Genomic DNA, 6895 nt, shown 5'->3' on the forward strand with positions numbered 1-6895 from the left:
GTATGAAGTCGACATCCTTTCGATAACGGGCGCGCGGCCAAGTTTTTTGACCTCGCAAATGGGGGAGGAAAAATTGGGGGGAACAAGCATGGAGCAAACCAGCCGCCGACAAGGAACCCGCAAAATTGCAAGCCTCGGCTTGGCGGCGTGGGTGCTGCTCCTGCCGATCGCACTGGTCTCTTTCGGGATTTGGCAGACACAGCGTGCAGCCGAAACGCTTGAACATGCGCGCCGTTCTTCGGTCGAACTCTCGACGACCCTGGCTCAGGTGAAAAACATCGCGGCATCCAATCCAACAGCCATTCTGACCTTCCAGGGAGCGGGCGAGCCCACCTCCCTTGCTGCCCTGGTCGCCGTTTCGCAAATCGAGGAAGCCCTTTCTCAAGCCAACGAGGAGCTGGAAATCTCGCAGATCCGCCGGCCATTGGTTTGGGGAACGATCGGCGGAGCCGTGCTTGCGTTTTTCGGCGGTGCGGTGGGACTGATGGCGGCCGGCATTTCCGGGATCCGCGCGCGCGCCTCCCAACGCCAACTGATCACGAGCTTTCAACGTCTGCGGTCGCTCCTTCCGTTCATTCTTGCGACCGTTGTGATCGGGTTTTCTATCGGCGTCATTTCGGCGACTCTCTTCGAAGCAGTCAGCATGGGCCTATGGGCAGATTTTACCACGGGCAGTGCCAAGCTTTTCGCGGTCGCCGTCGTCCTCGCCGTCATCGCAGCCTACAGCGCCTTCATGGCGCTGCGTGGCTTAAAGGATGTCTTTGCCCTGTTCACACCCGAACCGCTTGTCGCGGCGGGACGAGTCATCGAAGAAACGCAGGCTCCTGAACTTTGGCGTTTCGTGCGCAGCCTGGCCGGGCGGCAACACGCTTTGTTGCCCGACACGATCATCGTCGGCCTCGGCCAGGGCTTTTTCGTAACGGAGAGCCAGCTGCGTCTCTGGCCTGAGGACAGACTGGTGACCGGACGGTCGCTCTATCTGCCTGCGGCCTATCTTGATCTTCTCGACCAGGCCGAAATCGCGGCAATCATCGGCCATGAGCTCGCCCATTTTTCTGGCGAAGACACCACCTATAGCCAGCAATTCACGCCGATTTATGCGGGCCTCTGGCATGCTCTTGCAGCTCTTGGACGCGCCGACGGTGGTCGCTTCGTCCTGTATCCGGCGGTGAAGCTCGGCTTTCACGCCATGCAGCGGTTCGATCATGCCGTCGCACACTGGAGCCGGCTGCGAGAATTCGATGCTGACCGTAGCGGCAGCCTGCTGGCGACGCCGGCAGACGCCGCCTCGGCTCTCATCCGTACGGGGATTATCGCTCCCGCCGTCGCCTATGTTCTTCAGCGCGCATATGCCGGATCTGATGATACCGCTTCCGATGATGCCTGGCCTGACCTCGTCGCGCAGACGACGGAACTGGTCACCACCAATGGATGGAGCGATCCGATGCCCCTTTTGGGAGATCGGCAACCGCATCCGACCGACAGCCATCCGCCGACGATCCAGCGGATATCGGCCCTCGGTGTGGAAATTGGCGATGACCTCCTGAGACGAGCGATGCGTCAGCCGCAGCCGGGAGCTCGCTCTTTTGCGGACGATCTGTTTTCGGATTGGGCCGGACTATGCCGTCTGTTGAGCAAGGATTTCATCGACGACGCGCGCATGATGCGTGACCGCCGTCGCGAAGTGCTTGAAAAGGTGGTTGCCGGGGCCTCACAGGAGACCGTTGTCTACGACAACGTCAAGCCGATGATCTGGACGATGGTGATCGTCGCCATGATTTTCGCCGGATTTGGCCTGACGGTCGTCTTCCTCAGTGGCCAATTGGGCCTCGGCTACGATGAATTCGCGCAGTCGCTGATCGCCGCGATCACCGCCGTGGGTGCTGTTACCTCCCTTCTCTATGCGGCCTTTCTCTATCGAGGCGCAGCACGACCGCTCATGGTTCTGACCCCGGATGGATTGCTTGCCTCCAGATTGGACAGGCCGATTGCCTGGACGGGTGTTGCCGGCTACGCGGTCTATGCATCGAGCCGTTTTGCCCTGCGCCTCTGGCTCAATCAGGACGCATCACTGCCCAAAAAAGATTGGCGTGCGATCTATAGTAAAATCGATCGCCGGCAGCGCATTGTCACGCTGGGTGCCCTGGGGATCAAGGGAATGAAGGCTGCTGACTTCAGCGCACTCGTCGGCCGGTATCACGAAGCCGCCTACGCCCGAGAGGAACTCGCCGCCGCTATGCCGCACCCGCTGCCCCGCGACACGTCCGCAGGCGAGATAGATGGAAAACCTGAGCAGCAATGAGCTCAAACCGATGGCCTCTCTGGGCTAAGAAGGAATCGTTAAGCATTTCAGGCCATCTAAGACCATTGCCGGGGCCGGCATCGGACCTCGGTCCGATGTGCAACGCGCGATCACCGTCTAACCTCTCGTATCTGTTCAAGCCGTGTATCTGCATGGCGCTTGATCCGACTCGGAGGAAAACAATGCGGATAGCAACCTTAGCGTCCCTGGCCGCGCTTTCGCTGGCTCTTGTAGCAAGCCCGGCAACGATTGCCGGCATCGACATGACCGCACAGGCAAAGAGCGGTGGAAACGGTGGCGGCAACGGTGGGGGCAATGGCGGCGGTCACGGCGGCGGCAGTGGAAACAGCGGCAACCATGGCAGCAGCCAGGGTAGCGGTTCAACCCATGGTAACTCCAAATCTCAAGGCGTGAAAGGCAAGTCCACCGAGGCGGCAAGCAAGTCCAAGTCCGTCAAGGCAGACGAGACCAAAGAAAAGAACCTGTCGGCGCAACTTGCGGGCCTGAACTCCTTGAAGCGAAACTACAAGGCGTTGATGCATACGTCGGACCCACGCATGACGGCCATCGCGGCCTATGCCGTGGCTTATGCCCAGTATGAACTCGACAATGGAATCGAGCCCGCGGCCGATGACCCTCTGTTGGGGGATCAGGCGCTGGAGGACGCATTGGCTTCAGCGACGAAAACCGGTGAAGTCAGCCCGGCGGTTTTGGATGAAGCCAAAACCATCTTGGGGGTTGGCGACGCAAACGGGAAGATCGATCAAATCCGTACCTCTCTGGAGGACGCTGCGCCGGCGACATCAGACGAATAACCGATAAATCAGTTGCGAGYGGTGTGGAGCCGACAAGTATGGCTCCGCACTAAACTACGAAGAGCATTTCCGTTTTGTTTGAGTACGGAGATGCTCTTTTTTTATCAATTTCAGACGCAGAACCCTTTGCTCGAATTGCTCCAAGATGTCGGTCGATCACCCACCACCTCAAAGTCCCTGTGTCGTGATGAGCCTTCGAGCGTGCCGAATTCGTTTCACGTCGGCAGTCATGTTTGTCGACGTCCCGACCAGATCGTAGCCATCGACCGATCCCGTTTGCGGACAACGGTGTCGCCGCATTGAAAACCATCGATCGTTCGCGAACCCGCCTTGATCGGACAGAGGCCGGTCTGCGGCCCCTGCCTTGCACGTGAAAGCCGCGTCACTCCGCAAGCTCGATGATCGCGCAGTCGTAGCCTTCGAGATCGAGCCTGCCGGCAACCGCCTTTTCGTCATCGAGAAGGTCGCGGCCAGCGGGAACGCCGCCGATGGCGGTCGGCTGGTCGGTGTAGTTCTGGATGAACAGCAGCCGGCGCTCTTCGTTCATCCGCATGGTCACCTCGACGCCCTCGGGAAGCTCTCCGATCAGCGGCTCGATGCCGACGGGTGCAAACAGCCGCTCGGCAAGCGCTGCCGTCAGATCCGGGGTGAGATAGGTGCCGACATAGACCACCTGCCCCTTGCCGAGTTTGCGCGACGTCGCCATCGGCTGGCCCTCGGCATAGCGGTTGGACCAGGCCGCGACCACGTCGACATCGCTTGCGATCGCCAGGTTTTCATAGAAATAGCCGCCGACCAGTTCGCGGTTGCCGATCTTGAAGCGGCGCTCACGCCGGTGCGATTCCGCCGGCTTGTTCGGTGGAATGACAAGCCCGCCGGAACGTTCCATCACGTCGAAGAGCCCGTTGGCGCCGGGGGCGGCGAGACGGCCGAAATCCTCGACGCGCACGCCCGTGAGCTGCGACAGCGAGGTGCCGGGAGCGGTCTCGCGGATGACGTGGTTGTCTTCGTTGCGGGTACCGGTGCGCGCGCCGATGACGACGGTGCCGCCCTGCTCGGCGAAGGATTTCAGCCTTTCGGTCCATTCGTCCTTCCACATCACCCAGTGGGGGACATAGAGCAGCTTCAGCTTCGAAAGATCGTCCTCGGGATGAATGAAGCCGCAGGCAATGCCGCGGTCGTAGCAATATTGGTGCAGCAGGATCGCATCGTCCTGCGGGCTCGGCAGGCCGATCGGATAGGTCTTGTGGGCTTCCTGATTGTCGAAATCGGACCCGGCAATACCGACATCCATGCGCACATAGGTGCCGAGGATCTTGGGCGCCAGCGCGGTCATCTCGGTTGCGAAGCGCTTCGCCTCGTCATAGCGATGGCGGGCGACGTCGTCGTGGTCGATGATGCCCATCCAGTAAATCTCGGCGCCGAAATGGGCCGGGCGCCAGCGGAAGAACATCAACCCGTCAGCGCCATGGGCGACCGAGGAAAGTGCCATGCGGCGCAGTTCGCCCGGCTCCGGCGTCAGCGTGCAGAAACCCGGCTGGCTGCCGAAGCCCGATTGCTGCTCGGGAACGATATAGTTGCCGGAAAAACCGCGGCAGATATCGAGATGCAGCGCCTGGACCTTGGCGTGGTTTCCGAGCCGCTGGAACTCGTCGTAGAGCATCGGGTAGATGTCGTAGCCGACGAAATCGAGATCGGTGGTGAACTGGCCGCGAAAGTCGATATCCCGGAGACCGCCGAGATTGTGGAAGACGAACCAGGAGGATTTGACGGCGCGTAGGATCTCCACCTGGTCGTGCTGAAAGCGCGCCGTCGAGAAGGCGAGGAAACGATGATAATCCTGCAGATGGCCGGGGCTCGGGAAGGTCGGGCCGAACTCGATCGGCAGCACGACCTGGTCGAAGCTGTCATAGGCCGTCGCCCAGAAATCGCCGCCCCACGCTGTGTTGAGCTTGCTGATCTCGCCGTATTTGCCAGCGAGAAAGGCCTGGAATTCGGTGAGCGTCGCCTTGGAAAAGCTTTCCGGCATGCTGGTGTTCAGCTCGTTGTCGGTCTGCCAGCCGACGACAAAAGGATTGTCGCGATAGTGCTCGGCCATCGCTTTGGTGATGCGCCGGCTGTGTTCGCGAAAGACCGGGCTTGCCGTGTCGCAGTGCTGCCGCGAGCCATGGCTCATCGGCCGGCCCTTACCGTCGACTCTTAGAATCTCTGGATGCGCCACGGTCAGCCAGCGCGGCGGTGTTGCCGTCGGCGTGCACATGATCGTGTCGATGCCGTAGCGCCCGAGCATGGCGATGGCGCGGTCGAACAGATCGAAATCGAAGGTGCCGAGCTTCGGTTCGAGAATATGCCAGGCGAATTCGGCCATTCTGACCACGTTGAAGCCGGCCTTTGCCATGCGCTCGGCGTCGCGCTCCCAGTAGCTCTCATCCACATGTTCGGGATAATGCGGGGCGCCGACGAGGAAGCGGTCGGTCTTGACGGGGTTCCATACGGAAAGGCTTGCGGTCTTGTCGGACACGGTGATGTTTCCTGTGATTATCGGTCGAGGATCGTCTTGCGGGCGCTGATCGTGYGTCCGCCATCGGGCGAGAAGAGATAGAGTTCGCTGGCGTCGAGCTTCAGCGCCACGTTCTGGTCGGCGGCAAAAGGCGCGACGTAGCTGAGCTGCACCGTGATGTTACCGGTGCCGCTTTCCGAGGCGATGGTCCTCAGGTTGCCGGCGTCGATATAGAGAATGGTTTCGCGCCCGAGATGCTCGACCAGCCGGACCTGACCGTTGATCGCTCCGCCCTGCGCCCCGTCGGCGACCATCGATATGTTTTCCGGCCTTACACCGAGCGTCAGGCTGGCGCCCTTCGGCAGCACCGTCGCCTCCGCCAGTTCCACCGTCACCGGCACGAGGCCCGGCGCCGAAACTGTGATATTGCGGCCGGACACCTCATCGACGGTAACGCCGAGGAAGTTCATCCGCGGCGCGCCGAGAAAACCTGCGACGAAGAGATTGTCTGGGTTGCGGTAGAGTTCGAGCGGCGAGCCGACCTGCTCGATCACCCCCTGGTTCAAGACAACGATCCGGGTTGCCATGGTCATGGCCTCCACCTGGTCGTGGGTGACATAGACCATGGTGGCGCCGAGCTCGGCGTGCAGGCTGCTAAGTTCGACACGCATCTGGGTCCGAAGTGCCGCATCGAGGTTCGACAGCGGCTCGTCGAACAGGAAAACGTCGGGCGAACGGGTGATCGCCCGGCCGATAGCCACGCGCTGCCGCTGCCCGCCGGAGAGCTGCTTCGGCCGCTTTTCCAGCTGATCGGTGATCCTCAGGATCTTGGCCGCGCGCGCCACGGCCGCCTCGATCTCTGCCTTCGGGCGCTTGGCCATGCGCAAACCGAAGCCCATGTTCTCCGCCACCGTCATATGCGGATAGAGCGCGTAGGATTGGAAGACCATGGCGATGCCGCGGTCCCCAGGCTCCTGGTTGCTGACGTCGCGGCCGTTGATCAGGATCTGGCCGGAGGAGATCTCTTCCAGGCCGGCGATCGACTTCAAAAGCGTGGACTTGCCGCAGCCGGAGGGGCCGACCATGACGATGAACTCGCCCTGCGCTACGGAAAGATCGATGCCTCGCAGCGCATGATAGGCGCCGTAATTCTTGTTGATCTGTCGGAGTTCGAGACTGGTCATGCGTCCTGGCTCTCTGCTGTTGAAACTTGGAACTTTAGGAGATCGCTCATCCCTTCACCGCTCCCATCGTCAGGCCGGCGATGAAGTGGCGTTG

The 6895-nt window shown here is 61.1% G+C and carries 4 protein-coding genes; 2 read left to right on the forward strand and 2 right to left on the reverse strand.

Going from position 1 to position 6895, the window contains the following annotated elements; all coding sequences use genetic code 11:
• The first annotated feature begins 88 nt into the window (after positions 1–88).
• Positions 89–2302: a M48 family metallopeptidase gene (locus AC1ECN_RS26990; RefSeq protein ID WP_130673541.1), complete on the forward strand. Its 2214-nt coding sequence runs from the start codon at positions 89–91 to the stop codon at positions 2300–2302.
• A 182-nt stretch (positions 2303–2484) separates the two neighbouring features.
• Positions 2485–3117: a hypothetical protein gene (locus AC1ECN_RS26995; protein WP_130661879.1), complete on the forward strand. Its 633-nt coding sequence runs from the start codon at positions 2485–2487 to the stop codon at positions 3115–3117.
• A 382-nt stretch (positions 3118–3499) separates the two neighbouring features.
• Here AC1ECN_RS26995 and AC1ECN_RS27000 read toward each other — a convergent pair whose 3' ends face one another.
• Both AC1ECN_RS27000 and AC1ECN_RS27005 read right to left on the reverse strand, forming a co-directional pair.
• A complete protein-coding gene (locus tag AC1ECN_RS27000; protein WP_130672824.1) occupies positions 3500–5638 on the reverse strand; it encodes a beta-galactosidase in 2139 nt (712 codons plus the stop codon).
• 17 nt (positions 5639–5655) lie between these two features.
• Positions 5656–6801 carry an ABC transporter ATP-binding protein gene (locus tag AC1ECN_RS27005; RefSeq protein ID WP_477954644.1) on the reverse strand — a complete coding sequence of 382 codons (1146 nt, stop codon included), beginning with the start codon at positions 6799–6801 and terminating at the stop codon, positions 5656–5658.
• Positions 6802–6895 lie beyond the last annotated feature (94 nt).

It is taken from the genome of Rhizobium sp. 01N447_2 (assembly GCF_056399245.1).

What these genes read in the sequence shown, in the direction of transcription:
- AC1ECN_RS26990 (WP_130673541.1), top strand. Translation starts at nt 89, where the DNA reads ATGGAGCAAACCAGCCGCCGACAAGGAACCCGCAAAATTGCAAGCCTC.
- AC1ECN_RS26995 (WP_130661879.1), top strand. Translation starts at nt 2,485, where the DNA reads ATGCGGATAGCAACCTTAGCGTCCCTGGCCGCGCTTTCGCTGGCTCTT.